We start from the raw sequence: 15,337 nt of genomic DNA on the forward strand, positions 1-15,337 counted from the left end.
AAATTATAATTATTAGTAGCTGTTTTGAGGACAGTTTGCGTAAACGAGGGATGAATAATTTGATATTGAAACGGATGATACGCGCGCTGGTGGTGCTAGCGATGGCCGTAGTGGTCGGTGTTGGCTGTACTACCCTATTCGTGCATAACGCGCAACCATTAGCAACTGGTGGCGGTAACTCAACGACCGGTGCGGTGAACGTGGTCGCCGTGGGTGATTCATTGACTCATGGGGTGGGCGATACGACCGGCCAAGGCGGTTACGTGCCACTAATTGCGGAGGATATTCGCGTGGAGACGGGGGCCACGGTGCACACCAGTAATTATGGGGTGACCGGGGACACGTCGCTGCAAATTCTCAAACGGGTCCGCAACAACACCAAAATGCAGGCCCAGCTCAAACGGGCCAACGCCATTACGCTAACGGTGGGTGGTAACGACCTGATGCACATCCTACAAAATAACCTCAACAACATCAATACGGCGGATGTGAACCATGGTATTCAGTTGTTCCAGCGGCACGTGCAGACGTTAATTGCGACTATTCGCAAGTATAATGGAAATGCGCCGATTTACTTGTTTAGTATTTACAACCCGTTTTACGTGTACTTCCCGAATCTGACGAAGATGCAGACCAGCGTCAATAATTGGAACGCGGCGACCAAGAAGACGGCAGCCACGCTTCACCGGGTCCACTTTGTGGATATTAACGCGGTTTTGTCGAAGGGGACGGCGGCCGATCAACGGTCGATGAAGGCGGGTAAGTCGAACTTGACTAACCACCTAATTTACACCAAGGATCACTTCCACCCGAACAACGCGGGTTACGTCAAGATGACGGCCAAGTTATGGTCAGCAATGTCAGCAACGGAGGATGAATGGGAATAATGGCAAACAATGAGCACACACCCAAGCAAGCATCACGGCGAGAGCACAATCGCGCGCAAACGGCGGCGACTACCAGTACTAAGCACGGCGCCATATCAGTTGGTGGTTTTGGGCGTTTATCGTTCTGTTGGGACTGGTCGTTGGTGCCAGCGGCACGTTGGTGTACAAAGCATCACGTCCAGTCGAAACGACGACTGCGGTTAAACCGGTCAAGTCGGCGGGCGACGTCATGCACGTCAGTATGACCAAGAAAGAGGTCAACCGCCTGATTGCCACCTACCTCAGCCACCAGTTGAAGGCGGGTGACGTGAAGTACTCGTTCTCAGTTGGTAACCACGCGGTTTTAAAGGGTACCTTCAAATTCTTTGGTACCCAAGTCCACTTCGGCATGGTACTGGATCCGTACGTGCAAACGAATGGCAACGTGCTACTGAAAGTCACCCAGATCAACGTTGGTAAACTAGGCGTCCCGGTTAGCTACGTCATGAGTTACGTGGCGAACAACTACAAGCTACCGGGGATGGTGGAAGTTAATACCAAGCGTAAGATGATTGTGCTAAGATTAAACAAACTCAAGTTAGGCAACGGGCTACGCGTACGCGCGGACCGAATCGACCTGGTCCACGACGAAATTGACGTCACGGGCTACACGGTCAAGGCCGCGAAGTAGACAGGAGGGTATTCATATGGCAACAGCAATTTTTGCGGGTGGATGTTTTTGGTGCATGGTGCAACCCTTTGAGGAACAGCCGGGCATCCAAAATGTGGTGTCGGGTTATACTGGGGGTCACGTACCCAACCCGACGTACGAGCAAGTCAAGAGTCACACCACGGGCCATACGGAGCAGTGGAGATCACCTTTGATCCGGACGTGATTTCGTACGCTGATTTGGTGGAAATTTACTGGCAGCAGACTGACCCGACCGACGCTATGGGGCAGTTTCAGGATCGTGGCGACAACTACCGCCCGGTCATTTACGTGAACTCACCGGAGCAGCGCCGGATTGCGGAGCGTCCAAAGCCAAGCTGGAAGCGTCCGGGATGTTTGATCAGCCCATCGTGACGCAAATCGAGGATGCGGGCCCATTTTACCCGGCTGAGCCCGAACACCAGCAGTTTTACGCAAAGAATCCCCGGCGGTATGCGGCCGAACACGCACAGCGCCAGGAGTTTGTCGATGCGCACTGGAAGGAGCACAAATGACCGAACCGTTTTATCGCTTCCTGATGACGTTGCGTAATCCCAACGATCACGGGGAACTGGCCACCTTTGCCCAGAACGCGTTTTTGGATCAGGCCTTCCCCAAGCAGGAAACGGATTTTGATACATTGAGTAACTATCTCGAACTAAATGGTAATTACCTGCCCAGCATGGACGTATTCGACGCGGCATACCAGTTGTACCGTGAACGGCGTTCCTAAGGGCGACGGAGGCAAGCGTGAGTAACGAAGACGAACAGCAGCAACAACCAGCACCACAAGATACCCCACACCGTCATGGCGTGCCCGTTTGGGCTGCCACGGTGGGGATGGTCGTGACCCTCGTGTTAGGTGGGGGCATTGGCTACGGTGCATCAGCCATCCACAATGCGCAGCAAGCGACGACCACGGCGGCCGTCCCGAGCGACATGAGCAAAGTGGTCAAGGCCTACCAAACGATTTCGCAGAATTACTATCAAACGACCAGCAGCAAGAAGCTGGTTAATGGTGCCATTAGTGGCATGGTGAACTCGTTGAAGGATCCCTATTCGGTCTACCTGCAAAACCAGGATGCGACCAGTTTGAACACTGAAATCTCCGGGTCCTTCGGTGGGATTGGCGCCACCATGGAGCAGCGGAGTAGTGGCGTCTTTGTTGAATCGGTCAACGCTGATAGTGCCGCTAAGAAGGCGGGCATCCGGGCTGGTGACCAGATTGTGAGCGTCAATGGTCAGTCGGTCACGAAACAAGACCTGAATAAAATTGTGGCTAAGGTGCGTGGCAAGATCGGCAGCAAGGTGACCGTGGGCGTTAAGCGTGACGGTCACACCATGACCTTCACCATGAAACGGGCCAAAGTGACCGTGGCCAGCATCACGGGTAAACTCGATAGCAGCAACAAGCAGGTCGGGATCATCACCTTTACCACCTTTACGGATAACTCCGGTAAGGAAATGAAGCGGGTCGTTAAGAAACTGCGCCAAGAGGGGGCAAAGAAGTTTGTTCTGGACCTTCGTGGCAATCCAGGTGGGGTGCTCGACGAAGCGCTCGCGATTGACTCGATGTTCCTGAAGAATGGCCAGACGATCCTGAAGGTCAAGTCACGTGGGGCCGAGGCGGAGGTGTACAAGGCTGGCAAGAAGTACGATGGCGGCTTCAAGATCACGGAGCCGACCGTCGTACTGATCGACGGTGATTCCGCGTCCGCTGCCGAAATTACGGCCGCCGCGCTCAACGAGCAAGCCCACATTCCGCTGGTTGGGCAGAAGAGCTTTGGTAAGGGGACCGTTCAGACCGTTGCGGATATGGGCGGCGGCAACGAACTCAAGCTGACGATTGCCAAGTGGCTAACGCCAAACGGCACGTGGATCAACCATAAGGGTATCCAGCCAACTGAACATGTGGCCAACCCTAGCTACGCCAACATCCCCGCCATTACGGTGACGAGCATGAAGGAAGGAGACGCCAACAAGAGTGTGAAGTCCCTCCAGCGGGCACTGAATGCGTTGGGCTACAACGCCGGGACGGCCAACGGTTATTACAGCAGTACCGTCACGGCAGCGGTCAAAGCCTTCCAGAGTAAAACAGGATTGGCAGCCACTGGGGTCGCCAATGAAGATACCATCAGTGAGCTGGTCACCAAATTGAGCGCCAAAATTAGTGCCAACGACATCGTCATGAAGGCGGCGTTGACCAAAGTCGAGAGTATGCACTAAGCCACTGATCATGGTTGTAAACAGTCCTTCCGTTCGTAACGGGAGGGCTTTTTTTGATACGTGCAAATTGTTAACCCCAGCTTTCCCGAGAATGTTCCTGCCGCCTGGTTGATGTGTTAGTATGCCAGTAACGTGAGTAGTGGGGTCATCACACGATTAGAGGGGGCACGACCAATGCTAAGTCGAAAGGATTTACACGAACTGGCGCAACGGTGGGCATCATGGTTTGCGGATAGCGATAATCGGGACGCGCCAGTGAGTAATATCAACCTCACGGACGAACTGCAGGGTGCGGGTTTGGTGGCGGATAATTTTGTGTCAGTGCCGGTGGCATTTCGGGCGCACTTAGTGTTTGATGATGGGCCCGCCGCCGTGGCCCTCCTGGACGCCTTTGACGATCCACTGGCTCTGGGCAATAGCATTGCGGCCCGGTGGGAGCAAATTAGTCATTGGCTTGCCGATGGTGAACTGGATCATTCTTCCTGGTGGTGGTTAACCCGGGCGTTTCAGCGGCTGGCTACTTTAACGTTGCCCTTGGTCGACATTCGCACCATCATCATTGAGTCGTTCGATGGTGCGTTTGGTCGCCGCACTGAGGACGCGATTGTGGCTCAGAAAGTAACGGTGAATCGCGACGGAAGTATGGTGAAGGTCGACCAGCCCGTGCAAGGTCCGCCGCGGACCCATCACGGACAGGTGGATGCGCAGGCGTTGGCCCCTTTACTCACGGCGCTGGCGGACTTGGCTGGTGCTGGCACGGATGATTGGTCGGTCATGGATGCGGGTAACTGGGAACTGACGGTGGTCAGCACTACCGGGCGTCAGCGCCGCACGGGTCCCTTAATCGTGGGCGAGGATCAGGGATTGTCTGAACGGTTGCGCGACCTGCTCCACGTGTCCGGCTTGCTGCTGATGGATGGGGCACCGCACCGGTTGCAACGGTTTAGTGCGCACTATCAACCTGCGGCGAAAGTGCAAGAAGACTTGGTGCTGCGGCGGGGTGACCAATCGGTGTCCTTCACGCACCAAGGACCGACCCGACAGGTGCAAACACGCGTGGTGGATGAGTCAGTGGGACGGCTACTTGATTTACTAGCAGATTCGTCCGCCACTGAAGTGACGCTATTGGCTGACCCTGCGGACAACTTGACGGTCACGTGGAATTATCGAGATAAGGCGGCTAAGTCGGTCCATGGGACCCTCAATCAGGATCACCCAATACCTGCCTGGGGCGAGGTGGCCGCTATCTTGCGTACCTGGATGTCATCGGTAGCACCGGCGATGTTGGATCCGCACGTCATCAATCTGCCGACAGCCAAGCAGGATGAAATTTTGTATGCGCAGGTCCTATTCCCCCATGGCGATCGTGCGTATAGTTACTTGGCCACCACCGATTACGTGGTGGGTGACCGCGTCGTGGTCCCGGTCGGTGGGGATGGAGAAGCCGATGGTATCATTGTTAACTTACAGTACTACGCGCCGAGCGAGGCTCCGTTTCCGCCTGACCGTACAAAGGCAATCTTGCGCAAAGCGGATCCACTGGGCGTGGTCAATGAATGGCGCAACCAACAATCGTAACCTCACAATACCATCTACCAACGAGGATTAGTGGTAGGTGGTGTTTTTTTGTGTTAGCGTGTCAGCAGTCCGTCAAGTCAGCAATTGGCAAATTTTCTTATAGTAGTATATACTTATATTTAGTAAGCAACGGTAGGAATATTTCCTGCCAGTTTACGGGCATCAATAAAATGTGTGTAGGGGGTTATCATTTTGGTTGAAGCAAGTTTTATTTCTGAGCGTCACTCTGCGCGGCAGTTCTCGGACCGCCAAATTGACCGTGATGTCTTGAACGCAATTCTCACGGAGGCTCAGCAAGCACCGTCATGGGAAAATAGTCAACCGTGGAAGGCATATGTTGCTATGGGAGCAACGGCAGCGCGCATCCGTGCCGCTCACGAGCGGGCGCGTAAGGACGGCACCAAGAGCTGGACGGAAGTTGTCCCACCGCAAAGCTGGGGTAAGTATCCTGCTAGCAACATTGCCGATTGGCAGCAGCATTTGCAGCAAGACCCGCACGGCGACCAGTTAGGTAGCTGGAACGGCAAGTTGTTCAACGCACCCGCTATTGTGTATATCACCGTGGCCAAAGACGCGTCGAATTACTCGGCTTATGATGCGGGTGCTTACGGTTATGGTATTTTACTGGCAGCCGCGGAACGCGGTGTGAGTGGCATTCCCGCCTTTGAACTTGTCCGTTACCCCAAAGAGATCCGTGCGGAGTTTGAAATTCCGGATGATGAATCCATCTTGATGGGCATCGGTTTGGGCTACCCCGTGGACGCGCCCGTCAACAAGTTCGTTACTGGGCGTAACACTTTGGATCAGGTCGCGCAGTTTAAGGACTAGCGTGGCTTCGAGACAAAAAAAATAGGTAGTGTTACGTACAGCCATGAAAATTAATACACGCCCGCGTGGTGGGTCCTGATGATTGATGGGCGCACCACGCGGGCTTTTGGTAGTTTTTCCCCGTTGCGGTAACCCGCCCGCGTTGCCTTTACAGTCCCGACGAAAATCGGTACAACTATCGCAATAACTAACTGTGAGAGTATTAGCCTTGGCAAACATTAAATGATTGAAACAAGGCCGGTTGGCAATGCGACTCGTATTGGATAGGACACCTCTGACACATCTGAATATAATTAGCAAAAAGTCCGTTAATTCGGGCTTTTTGAATACGCACATGCTTATACTTATTTTCCACAGTTGAATCTACCGTGCGCTTTGCTGTCACTCCGTTGCGTGAATTGCTGGAAAATATGTCAAATACAGGATGCATATAATGAATCTGATTCCTAAGGGTGTATCCAGGGACTACCACTATCAAGAAGGCCAGGTGAGTCTGCACAACACAATTTAAACGACCGTCGGTCATGGAGTTGTTAATACTCGGTTTGGCAAGTACCGTGTCTACAAAAATAACGGCAGTTCGTATTCATGAAAGTAAACGATTGCAATTAAGAAGGAATTAAGGTTTATTTCACGAAGCAGTTAAGAATTGGCCACTATACTAAAAAAATGTAGAGGGGGCCTCAAAATGGTAGACACAGTTTTGTCGGTTCAAGATGTATCCAAACGATTTGGCCGTTACCAGGTGCTTAATCATTTATCATTGACGGTACACCGTGGTGACATCTATGCCTTAATTGGCGAAAACGGTGCGGGGAAGACGACCCTTATGCGTTTGATCTGCGGTTTGTCACCACTACGGCAGGGCGCAATCATGTTGTTGGGCGAAGATGCACGGCATTACCGCATGGCACTCAGACGGACGGGGGCAATCATCGAATCCCCAGCTGCCTATTCTAAACTAACGGTTACTCAGAATTTGCACCTCACCGCAATCCAACACGGTCTCAGTGACTATCAAGAAATTGGGCGTGCAATTGCCTTTGTTGGGTTAACGGAAAAACGTAAAACTAAGGCCGGTCATTTGTCTTTGGGGCAGAAGCAACGACTGGGGCTGGCCACAGCAATTTTGGCTCACCCTGACTTTCTGGTTCTTGATGAGCCAATTAACGGGCTTGATCCCACAGGTATCGTCGAATTTCGACAGCTTTTGCACCGCCTTAACGCCGAATTTGGGACGACGATTTTAATTTCCAGTCATATTTTGGGCGAACTTTACCAAGTCGCAACTGTTTTTGGATTCTTGAAAAATGGCACGATTATTAAAGAGCTGAGCAAGCAGGCGCTGGACCAAGAAAATGCGGGTGGATTACGCTTAGTAGTCGATTCGGTCGAAGGTGCCGCTGAACTATTGGATGTACAAGGTATCAAGCAATTTACAGTGATTAACGATCATGAAATATCAGTAGCACCTGGTCAAATTGAGGCCCCCGCATTAAACGCCATGTTGGTTAAAGCCGGTATTGCGGTGACAAGTATTACCCAACAGTCAAGATCGTTGGAAGAGTACTTCACACAACTGATTAAAAAGGGGGGCGGTTGCGCATGATTAATCAAATTCGGGCCGATTTTTATCGGCAGCTGCATACGCGTGGTATCGCATTAATGGTTATTGTGATCGCAGTGTATGCGGCGATAACTTGCGGATGCCAGGCCCCCGGCGGCATTATGATTAATGGCCAAACAAAATTGTTGAATCAACTGACGGAAAACGATTGGAGCATATATGATGGCGTTCGCGGTGCTACCCTTTCAAGTTCCATTTTGTTGTATTTATTCATTGCGTTTTTTTGTGATCGTTATCGGCTACGAGTTCAGTCAACACACGTACAAAAGCACCCTAGTATCGGGAGCTTCGCGGTTGAGTTTTGTGCTGAGTAAGTATGTGGTGATGTTGATTGATATATTGGCGGCGATGGTATGGTATTTTGCTGTCACGCTCGTGACCGGCATGCTTGCAGGACGCACGCTGGGCTCTACAATTGGGCAATTAGCCAACTTTACCGGAACGAGCCTATTTGTAATAACTTTCTTCATTAGCGTCGTATTTAGCTTAGCAATTATTGTTCTGATTGCCACCAAATCTCTCGTAATTGCCGCAGTGTTTGTTGTGGTGTGGCCAGTTGGTTTATCAATTGTGCGCTTGGTGACGGCGTGGCACTGGTTAATTTACCTGGACTTTTTTTTAATGCTGCTACTGGAATCAGTTTAAGGACTTTGTCTTTAAATGATGCTTGGCGCAGTGTGACTGTTAGTCTAGTATTGTTAATAGTTAGCATAGTTGCATCAAGCATGATCATGCGAAAACAAGAATTGTAAAAGGCGGACTCAATGAAAAGGCTCTTAATTGTAGAAGATAATCAAGATATTCAAGCGTTACTGCGCGCCGTATTAGAGCCCGATTATCAATTAACGGCTGCAACCAATGGGGCACAAGCCTTACCTTTGTTAAAGCAACAGTCGTTTGATTTGATGATTTTAGATCTCATGTTGCCGGGGGTTAGTGGCGAAAGTATTCTAAAGACTTTGCGGCAGACATCTAACTTACCAGTCTTAGTGCTCACGGCTATTCGTGATAAGGAGCATATTGCGGCGGTACTGAATGCGGGCGCAAATGATTACCTGACTAAACCATTCGATATTGATGAGTTGGTTGCCCGGGTCCGTGTTCAACTGCGCACACAGCATACTCACGCAACCCAAGCATTAAACGTTGAGGGCATTGTTCTTGACCCCCAAACGCATACGGTCAAAGTAGACGGGCAGTTAATCGAGCTGTCGCGCAAGGAGTTTGAATTATTAGCACTGCTCATGCAAAATCCACATCAGGTGTTTGCAAAAGAAGATATCTACCAGGCCATCTGGCATGAGCCCTATCTTGACGCAGAGAACACATTGAACGTCCACCTGAGCCATCTACGGAGTAAGCTGAATATTGGTAAAAAGCAGTACGTGACCTCGGTATGGGGTATTGGAGTCCGGTTGGTATGAGTGCTAATGGGTGGCTTTTACTAGGCATGATCGCAATTGTAATTGCGTGTGTGCTTGTGGTAGTTATTTTGATCTTTGAATTGTTGCGGGTGATCAACGAACTTGAGTATATCAACTCTCGGCAAACAAATGCGGAGCTAACCAGCGCCACTCGTTGGCCCGTCATTCGCCGTTTGGTTGCGGCTGTTAATCACTCACTTGTACAATCGCGTAATTTAAGGGCGCAACAGACCCAGCAAGAGGCACAGATACATCAGCTCTTAACCAACCTCACGCATGACATTAAAACCCCATTAACGGTGGCCAGTGGGTATGTGCAGTTAATGCAGCGAGACGCGCCGGATAGTCAACGTTTGGTGCGTATCGCTCATAATCTGACCGCAGTTAATTACTATGTGCGGTACCTAATGGATTTCGACGTGGTTCAAGAGCAATCAAACAAGCTTGATCTGGCAGAAATCAATTTAACAACCTTAGTTCAAGAGCAGCTGTTTGATGTTTTCGACGATCTCAATGAAAAGCATCTACAGCTTAAACCGTCTTTAGGTACAAATATCAAGTTAATTAGTGATGCCTCGTTGATTACCCGCATATTGCAAAACCTGATTGGCAATTGGTTGAAATATGCGACTGAAAACGTGCGTGTCTCACTTCGGGAAAAAGATGCCACTCATATTGAGTTAACCTTAGCCAATCAGACCGCGGTGCCCGTCGAAAATATCGACCATCTCGTGGAACGGTTTTATACGAATGATGTGGCACGTAGCGACAGTAAGGGGTTAGGTTTAAGCATCGTCGCAAATTTGATGACCCGGTTGAATGGAACTTTGGGGCTGTCCGTCGAAGATGGTTGGTTCACGGTCACCTTGGTATTTCGGAGAACTGATCACTAAACTAAGTAGTAGCAGGGTATTGGGGGTTTAGGGCCTATATTTTAAACAGAAAATAAAACCCGTATTATCCCGGGGGCAAAGAATAAGGCGCACAACTAGCGGTGAGCCTTATTCCTTGTCCCATTGGTGTTGCGGAGTTGGGTACGCGGCTAGAACTGCACGGGCAGGGCTGCCGTCAAGTGGACATCATTCTGCCAAGTAGGGGTGCAACCTGATATGATTGCTTAAACACTGCCTGGGTATGAACGACGTGATGAAACGAGCATCACGTTATACTTTGGGTTGTGCTTCTGTCTTTATGAAAAAGCAGTCAATGATTTGCTTAGTTACCGTAATGAAAAATGCCCAATATTTGGCATCATCAAACGCTAACTGCGCTTTGTGGACGCTCAAAAAGGTGAGCCGCGATGGGACTGCCTAACCAATAATAATTGGCAATGATGTACCGATCATGATCATCACCGCGGTTCCAGAATCGCTTGACCGCAGCCGAACACGGGCGCGGATTGATAGGCAAGCTCCACTGATGGAGCGAGTGGTCCTCGAGATTGGCGCTTACTGGGCAAATCAGCAAACAATGCCATCCATGCGTAAGGCAATCTTGGCAAATATACTCATATTTGGCCCATGTTTTTGCCCACACACTGCGTTGATCGGTTCCAGGGCATTTACGTGAGTCTTGATTGGCCATGTGCCTTTGTTATGTAAACTGGCTATTATTCCGCATTTTCAGTTATCCGATATTGATTTCGAAGTGTGAGATAATCAAGCTATTCAAGATATTAAGTGAAACGTGCAGTGGTGAGATGATGTAATGACAAAAGAACGCGTGACCGTATTTATTGATGCAGTGTTGGCAATTGTGATGACGATTTTGGTGTTGGAGTTGAAGGCACCTGATCAAGTGACGATGGCAGGTTTTTTTGGGCGCTTCGGGACCAATTTGTGGCCTATTTCATTAGCTTCTTCTGGGTAGGCACTATGTGGGTTGGGTTGCATAACACTGGAATGCCGTGAAGACGATTCGGCGTTCGACGCCTTGGCTGGCCGTGATCTTGCTTTTTTTTCAGCTCACTTTTTCCATATGCGACCAAGATTGTCTCTGGTCACTTCATGAACTTTGAGGCGCAAGCACTGTATGGCATGGTCGTGATTGCCGTGACCGTCAGCAACCTGTTTCTTTACCGGTCGGTGATTCGGACCGCACGGCGCAACCGTTGGCTGGTTTGGGACATCGTGATCAAATGCGTGGCACTTGGGTTGTCTGCCCTGTACCCACCCACGATCATGTTTGTCACGCTGATTGCCGGCGTTTTTTTTGGGCCATCATGAGCGTCAAGGAGATCTGACGATACGAAATAATCGCCGGCAGGGACACAACCTTGCCGGCGATTTTGTATTTAGTAGATCGGCCGGTTTTCTCCGGCAGTGTCAGGGCCGGCTATACCGATGCTGTTGTTGGCGGTGTCAGTGGGATCAGCGACGATTTTTAGCATGACGTTGGCGATGCTTTGGCGTGAGCCGGACACGCGACGTAAGGTTCGTCACGGCTGGTGACCATGTAGTTCGCTTCTGGGTGGTCGCTGAACCACGGTAGGCGCAGTATCGTGTAGGTCAGGCCGGCAGCTGTTCGAACACTGATGGCGAATTGCTCAAAGCGTCTGTGCCAAGGGCGTCAGGATCGTGTGCCTTTGCCCTTTATCTAGTACCACCAAGCTTGCCATTTCATCATCGGTCAAGGCGAAGTCGAAGATGCTTTGGTTAGAAGGGCCGGACGCTGAATGCACCGACTTGGGGGACACCACGACGACCAAAATAAGGCAGCCATTTTGAGCCGATACGATGGTTTGAACAAATCGCTAGCTATGTGAGATGCGCGACAACAGGCGGTAGCGGGATGAGGTCCTGAACCCAACGCACAAGCTCGTCTTCATTAATTTCGAAGTATTCGCCGACTTCTGGTACTGGAAGACGCACGGCCATTCAAAATTGCGCAGAAAATAAGGGGTTTGGATGTTAAAATAGAATCTGCTAATAAAGACTCAGTTTTGCCCTTTGTCTTACCCGGAAAGGGTAAAGCATGTATTTTGAAGAAGAAAAAAAGTAAGAACGGTAAGTCAATTTATTACGCAGTGGATCGTTATGTTGATTCGCTGACTGGTAAAGCAAAACAAGAATTCGTCAAGTTTTCTTCTCACCTCGCACGGTTGCCGTGAGATTCTGACACGAATCAACCAGTCGCTGACGAAGCACTGTCAAAAATGGTATGGCTTTGCATGGACGAAGAACGCGGTTCCTCATGGTTTACATCACATGCATATTGCGGTGCTGCGCGACGATCCGACAACTTCACTTAAGGAAGTGCAAAAAGCGAGTCCGGCATGTGTGGACCGCAACCGCAGATGGTTGTACCCATACCCTTGACGGCAATCAAGGCAAGTCGGTTGAGACCAGCACGCGGTTCATTAAAAAAAATTGGGTGATTTTGAACGGTAGTGTTTGGTAATTTAGCCACGCTGTCCACGTTTTGCCCACGTTAACGAAAAATGATCACCCGAGGGTCTCAAACCCTTGGTACTAAAGGAGTTACAAACTATGACAAACATTAATTGGTTCCCCGGCCACATGCAAAAGGCTCGGCGTGAAGTCGCGGAACGCATCAAGCAAGTGGACATTGTTTTCGAGGTGGTTGACGCCCGGGTACCCGAGAGTTCCCGCAACCCGATGCTATTGTCCATGTTGAACCAAAAACCACGCATCGCCATTTTGAACAAGGCGGATCTGGCTGATCCAAACCGCACCAAGCAGTGGTTGGCGGCCTACCAAGCGGCTGGTCAGTCGGCGTTAGCCATCGACGCGCAGCACGCCAACCGACTGCAGCAAGTGGCGCAATTAGCAACGCAACAGTTAGCGGATAAAATTGCGCGGAAAAAGGCGCGGGGGATTAAGAACCCGCACATTCGGGCAATGTGCATCGGCATCCCCAACGTGGGTAAATCGACCATCTTGAACCGCCTGGTCCACAAAAACATTGCGGTGACCGGCAACCGTCCGGGGGTCACGAAAAACCAGCAGTGGTTGAAGGCCGGCGATAACCTGGATTTGTTGGACACCCCCGGCATTTTGTGGCCGAAGTTTGAAAACCAGCAGGTCGGGTTGCGTCTGGCGCTCAGCGGTGCGATCGCGGATACGGTGTTTAACGATGATGACGTGGCACTGTGGGGCCTGGAGTACTTTATGCGTGAATATCCGGCGCGGTTGCGTAAGGCGTACGGGCTCAATGATGCTGATCTGGCCTTAGCGCCCAACGACTTGATGGTGCACCTGAGTGATAAACTCGGCTTTGGTGAGGAGTACGACCGCATGGCCACGCGGTTCATCAACGATGTACGCAAAGGTGAACTGGGCCGTTACACACTCGAAGTACCGGAGGCGGACCATGCCGACGCTTAGTGATTACCGGCAATTATTGGCTACGGGCAACGTGGCCCCCGAAGTGTTAACGGCATTGGCGGCTGACCCGCACAAAGGGGCACAGCAACTCCTACGCCAGTATCAGCGGCGTCAAGACCGGCAGGAGGCGGCCCGGGCCAACTTTGAGGAACGGTTACAGTTTGAACGGTCATTATGGCCCCAGTACCCGCGAATCGCTGGTATCGACGAAGTGGGACGCGGTCCGCTAGCCGGGCCCGTTGTTACAGCGGCGGTCATCATTGATGACCGTTTTAACGTGCCCGTCAACGATAGTAAGCAACTCACGGCACACCGGCGGAGCGAGTTGTACGCCCAAATTTTGACGCAAGCCGTGGCGGTTAGCTTAGGGGTGGAAGACGCCCCGACCATTGACCGCGAGAACATTTATCACGCCACGGAGCTGGGGATGGCGGCCGCCGTCAACGGTTTACGGGTGCGGCCCGACTACCTGCTAGTCGACGCAATGACGGTGCCGGTGAACATTCCGCAGACGAAGTTGATCAAAGGGGATGCGCGCAGCATTAGTATCGGTGCGGCCAGCATTGTGGCCAAAGTGGCGCGTGATTGCCTCATGATGACTTATGACCGAGTTTATCCTGGGTATGATTTGGCGGACAACATGGGTTACGGGACCGCTAAGCACCTAGCCGGGTTACGCAAGTTGGGCGTGACGCCGATTCATCGACGCTCATTTAGCCCGGTGCGCGCGGCATTGCGAGGTATGTGCTAACCGGGATGAGCGGGTGAGCGGCATGAAATTGCCTATCCCTTATTAGTAGTAGACAAATGGTCCGTTTGCGCGAAATCTCCCTGTAGAAACAGTGGAGGTACGCAGATGGACTTACGGGAGTTCCTATTACTGACCCACGTGGCGACGGGGGCTAGTCCCACGGTGGCGCGGAACGTCATGCAAGCGTTGGCGGCGGGAGCACCGCCGGTCGAGGCGACCCTGGTGGCAGCTGCCCCGGACCGGTCCCGCGCGCGGCTGACTGCTTGGCTAGCAGTCCCGGCGCACCGTGAATGGTGGCACCATTTGTGTGGGCAACCGTACTTAACGGTGACCGATAATATGTATCCGGAGCGGTTGCGCATGATTGAGCAACGCCCTTGGTGTTGTTTTACGCGGGTCACCCGGAGTTACTGCGGCTAGCGTGTTTGGGCATCGTGGGCGCCCGCTCTGGCGGCGAGTATTCGCAGCAAGCGCTCGCCTACATGTTGCCGGAATTGCCCCGGAACGTGGCGGTGGTCAGCGGTTTAGCCAAAGGTGCAGATGGCATTGCGCACCAGGCGGCGCTGACGACAGGATTACCACCCATTGGTGTCATTGCGACCGGCCTGGACCAGTTTTATCCACCGCGGCACCGGCAGTTGCAACAACGCGTCGCCCAGCACGGATTATTAGTATCTGAATATCCACCAGGCACGGGTTCGCTACCGTACCGTTTTGTGGCGCGTAACCGCATCATTGCGGGTTTAAGTCACGCGCTGTTAGTCACGGAGGCTCGCCACAAGAGCGGCAGTTTGATCACGGCCACCATGGCTTTGGAAGCCGGCCGGACGGTTTGTGTCCTCCCTAACCGCATCGACGCGCCGCTGGGGGTGGGCCCCAACGAGTTGATCCAACAAGGGGCAACGTTGGTGCGTCAGGCGGCGGATATTGTGGCGGAATTACAATATTTTGCGTAAAAGTTTGACAGGGCCCCGCGTAATGG

17 protein-coding genes and 3 pseudogenes are annotated in these 15,337 nt (G+C 51.7%); 19 read left to right on the forward strand and 1 reads right to left on the reverse strand.

The window, feature by feature from the left end:
• Window positions 1-101: 101 nt before the first annotated feature.
• From JCM13996_RS01915 to JCM13996_RS11405, 14 genes and pseudogenes are all read left to right on the forward strand, one after another.
• Entirely contained in the window at window positions 102-887 is a 786-nt protein-coding gene (locus tag JCM13996_RS01915) for an SGNH/GDSL hydrolase family protein (RefSeq protein ID WP_054749385.1), read from the forward strand.
• A gap of 94 nt (window positions 888-981) precedes the next feature.
• A complete protein-coding gene (locus tag JCM13996_RS01920; protein WP_082383754.1) occupies window positions 982-1,557 on the forward strand; it encodes a YpmS family protein in 576 nt (191 codons plus the stop codon).
• A 55-nt stretch (window positions 1,558-1,612) separates the two neighbouring features.
• Window positions 1,613-2,090: pseudogene (msrA, locus tag JCM13996_RS01925) on the forward strand (peptide-methionine (S)-S-oxide reductase MsrA).
• Window positions 2,087-2,308, forward strand: coding sequence for a YozE family protein (locus tag JCM13996_RS01930; RefSeq protein ID WP_054749387.1), 222 nt, complete (start codon window positions 2,087-2,089; stop codon window positions 2,306-2,308). The pseudogene msrA and the gene JCM13996_RS01930 overlap by 4 nt, the downstream one beginning before the upstream one ends.
• A 17-nt stretch (window positions 2,309-2,325) precedes the next feature.
• On the forward strand, window positions 2,326-3,801 hold the full coding sequence (locus JCM13996_RS01935; RefSeq protein WP_225353405.1) for a S41 family peptidase: 1,476 nt from the start codon (window positions 2,326-2,328) through the stop codon (window positions 3,799-3,801).
• Window positions 3,802-3,975: 174 nt separating this feature from the next.
• Entirely contained in the window at window positions 3,976-5,379 is a 1,404-nt protein-coding gene (locus tag JCM13996_RS01940) for a hypothetical protein (protein ID WP_054749388.1), read from the forward strand.
• Between the two features lie 192 nt (window positions 5,380-5,571).
• Entirely contained in the window at window positions 5,572-6,207 is a 636-nt protein-coding gene (locus tag JCM13996_RS01945) for a nitroreductase (RefSeq protein ID WP_054749389.1), read from the forward strand.
• A gap of 688 nt (window positions 6,208-6,895) precedes the next feature.
• Complete coding sequence (locus JCM13996_RS01950) at window positions 6,896-7,816, forward strand: ABC transporter ATP-binding protein (protein WP_054749390.1); 921 nt, start codon at window positions 6,896-6,898, stop codon at window positions 7,814-7,816.
• Window positions 7,813-8,148: a hypothetical protein gene (locus tag JCM13996_RS01955; protein ID WP_054749391.1), complete on the forward strand. Its 336-nt coding sequence runs from the start codon at window positions 7,813-7,815 to the stop codon at window positions 8,146-8,148. The genes JCM13996_RS01950 and JCM13996_RS01955 overlap by 4 nt, the downstream gene beginning before the upstream one ends.
• Window positions 8,129-8,479: a hypothetical protein gene (locus JCM13996_RS01960; protein WP_054749392.1), complete on the forward strand. Its 351-nt coding sequence runs from the start codon at window positions 8,129-8,131 to the stop codon at window positions 8,477-8,479. Before JCM13996_RS01955 ends, JCM13996_RS01960 begins: the two co-directional genes overlap by 20 nt.
• 119 nt (window positions 8,480-8,598) lie before the next feature.
• Complete coding sequence (locus JCM13996_RS01965) at window positions 8,599-9,258, forward strand: response regulator transcription factor (RefSeq protein ID WP_054749393.1); 660 nt, start codon at window positions 8,599-8,601, stop codon at window positions 9,256-9,258.
• 26 nt (window positions 9,259-9,284) lie between these two features.
• On the forward strand, window positions 9,285-10,151 hold the full coding sequence (locus JCM13996_RS11080) for a sensor histidine kinase (protein ID WP_162205156.1): 867 nt from the start codon (window positions 9,285-9,287) through the stop codon (window positions 10,149-10,151).
• A gap of 814 nt (window positions 10,152-10,965) precedes the next feature.
• Window positions 10,966-11,127, forward strand: coding sequence for a TMEM175 family protein (locus JCM13996_RS11400; protein WP_225353406.1), 162 nt, complete (start codon window positions 10,966-10,968; stop codon window positions 11,125-11,127).
• A gap of 137 nt (window positions 11,128-11,264) precedes the next feature.
• Window positions 11,265-11,483, forward strand: coding sequence for a hypothetical protein (locus JCM13996_RS11405; RefSeq protein WP_054749395.1), 219 nt, complete (start codon window positions 11,265-11,267; stop codon window positions 11,481-11,483).
• A gap of 68 nt (window positions 11,484-11,551) precedes the next feature.
• Here JCM13996_RS11405 and JCM13996_RS12705 read toward each other — a convergent pair.
• A pseudogene (locus JCM13996_RS12705) lies at window positions 11,552-11,775 on the reverse strand (NAD(P)H-binding protein); the annotation flags it as partial.
• Between the two features lie 157 nt (window positions 11,776-11,932).
• Between JCM13996_RS12705 and JCM13996_RS12710 the strand changes: the two are divergent.
• The 5 genes and pseudogenes from JCM13996_RS12710 to dprA all read left to right on the forward strand — a co-directional run bounded on the left by JCM13996_RS12710 (window position 11,933) and on the right by dprA (window position 15,311).
• Window positions 11,933-12,155, forward strand: a pseudogene (locus JCM13996_RS12710) (DNA-binding protein).
• Window positions 12,156-12,746: 591 nt separating this feature from the next.
• On the forward strand, window positions 12,747-13,604 hold the full coding sequence (gene ylqF / locus JCM13996_RS01980; protein WP_054749396.1) for a ribosome biogenesis GTPase YlqF: 858 nt from the start codon (window positions 12,747-12,749) through the stop codon (window positions 13,602-13,604).
• Entirely contained in the window at window positions 13,591-14,355 is a 765-nt protein-coding gene (rnhB, locus tag JCM13996_RS01985) for a ribonuclease HII (protein WP_054749397.1), read from the forward strand. Before ylqF ends, rnhB begins: the two co-directional genes overlap by 14 nt.
• Window positions 14,356-14,460: 105 nt before the next feature.
• The gene (locus tag JCM13996_RS11410) at window positions 14,461-14,775 is read left to right on the forward strand and encodes a hypothetical protein (protein WP_225353407.1); all 315 of its coding nucleotides are present in this window, start codon (window positions 14,461-14,463) and stop codon (window positions 14,773-14,775) included.
• Window positions 14,736-15,311, forward strand: a complete 576-nt coding sequence (gene dprA / locus JCM13996_RS01990) for a DNA-processing protein DprA (RefSeq protein ID WP_225353440.1) — start codon at window positions 14,736-14,738, stop codon at window positions 15,309-15,311. The genes JCM13996_RS11410 and dprA overlap by 40 nt, the downstream gene beginning before the upstream one ends.
• Window positions 15,312-15,337 lie beyond the last annotated feature (26 nt).

This window comes from Lacticaseibacillus thailandensis DSM 22698 = JCM 13996 (assembly GCF_001312865.1).
Lineage (GTDB): Bacteria > Bacillota > Bacilli > Lactobacillales > Lactobacillaceae > Lacticaseibacillus > Lacticaseibacillus thailandensis.

Bases quoted from the DNA above. Each gene is read 5' to 3' on its own strand.
- JCM13996_RS01915 (WP_054749385.1), top strand. From the start codon at position 102: ATGGCCGTAGTGGTCGGTGTTGGCTGTACTACCCTATTCGTGCATAAC.
- JCM13996_RS01930 (WP_054749387.1), top strand. From the start codon at position 2,087: ATGACCGAACCGTTTTATCGCTTCCTGATGACGTTGCGTAATCCCAAC.
- JCM13996_RS01940 (WP_054749388.1), top strand. From the start codon at position 3,976: ATGCTAAGTCGAAAGGATTTACACGAACTGGCGCAACGGTGGGCATCA.
- JCM13996_RS01950 (WP_054749390.1), top strand. From the start codon at position 6,896: ATGGTAGACACAGTTTTGTCGGTTCAAGATGTATCCAAACGATTTGGC.
- JCM13996_RS01955 (WP_054749391.1), top strand. From the start codon at position 7,813: ATGATTAATCAAATTCGGGCCGATTTTTATCGGCAGCTGCATACGCGT.
- JCM13996_RS01965 (WP_054749393.1), top strand. From the start codon at position 8,599: ATGAAAAGGCTCTTAATTGTAGAAGATAATCAAGATATTCAAGCGTTA.
- JCM13996_RS11080 (WP_162205156.1), top strand. From the start codon at position 9,285: ATGATCGCAATTGTAATTGCGTGTGTGCTTGTGGTAGTTATTTTGATC.
- JCM13996_RS11400 (WP_225353406.1), top strand. From the start codon at position 10,966: ATGACAAAAGAACGCGTGACCGTATTTATTGATGCAGTGTTGGCAATT.
- JCM13996_RS11405 (WP_054749395.1), top strand. From the start codon at position 11,265: ATGAACTTTGAGGCGCAAGCACTGTATGGCATGGTCGTGATTGCCGTG.
- ylqF (WP_054749396.1), top strand. From the start codon at position 12,747: ATGACAAACATTAATTGGTTCCCCGGCCACATGCAAAAGGCTCGGCGT.
- rnhB (WP_054749397.1), top strand. From the start codon at position 13,591: ATGCCGACGCTTAGTGATTACCGGCAATTATTGGCTACGGGCAACGTG.
- JCM13996_RS11410 (WP_225353407.1), top strand. From the start codon at position 14,461: ATGGACTTACGGGAGTTCCTATTACTGACCCACGTGGCGACGGGGGCT.